The sequence below is a fragment of the Photorhabdus hainanensis genome (genome assembly GCF_018448965.1).
Taxonomy (GTDB): domain Bacteria; phylum Pseudomonadota; class Gammaproteobacteria; order Enterobacterales; family Enterobacteriaceae; genus Photorhabdus; species Photorhabdus akhurstii.
Window position 1 is genome coordinate 1 of the sequence record NZ_RCWD01000116.1, and the last position, 840, is coordinate 840.

Annotated in this window: 1 protein-coding gene; it reads left to right on the top strand. The window is 60.5% G+C overall.

The window, feature by feature from the left end; translation table 11 throughout:
• Positions 1-840 (top strand): hemagglutinin repeat-containing protein (locus EAE92_RS25615; RefSeq protein ID WP_214069862.1); only part of this gene is annotated, 840 nt, incomplete at both ends.

Genomic DNA, 840 nt, shown 5'->3' on the forward strand with positions numbered 1-840 from the left:
GCCAGATAACCGGCGCCGGTGAGGTGACCCTGCAAGCCGGGCAGGATTTGAACGCCACCGCCGCCCACGTCAACGCCGGTCGACAACTGACGGCGCAGGCCGGCAATAACCTGACGCTGACCACCGGGACGGCTTCATCCGATTTAGTGGAGCACAGTAAACAAACCAGCAAAGGCTGGCTGTCGAAATCGTCAGTGGAAACCCACGACGAAGTGCATGACCGGCAGGCGCTCAGTACCACATTCAGTGGCGATAAGGTCAATCTCCAGGCAGGTAAAAACTTAAATATCAGCGGCAGCAATGTCGCCGGTACGCAGGATGTCAACCTGAACGCCGGTCATCAGCTCACCGTCACCACCGCAGCCGAAGCGCGCGATGAAACCCATTTGCGGCAGGAGAAAAAATCCGGCCTGATGGGCACCGGCGGGATTGGCTTCACCTTAGGGAAAGCCAGTCAGAAAGTCACCACCGACAGTGACAGCCAGCTGAGTAAAGGCAGCACGGTCGGCAGCAGCCAGGGCAATGTCACCCTCAACGCCGGAGAACAGCTCCGGGTTCACGGCAGCGAGGTGATTGCCGGTCAAGACCTGACGCTGACCGGTCAACAGGTCGATATCACCAGCGCGGAAAACCGCCATCACACCACGACAAAAACCGAGCAAAAACAGAGCGGCTTAACCGTGGCGCTGAGTGGCGCCGCCGGGGGTGCCGTCAACAGCGCGGCGCAAACCGCCAGAGCCGCTCGCAATGAAAGTGACCCGCGAGTGAAAGCCCTGCAAAATACTCAAGTCGCGCTGAGCGGGGTACAGGCCGTGCAGGCCGGCCGACTGGCGGAAGCTC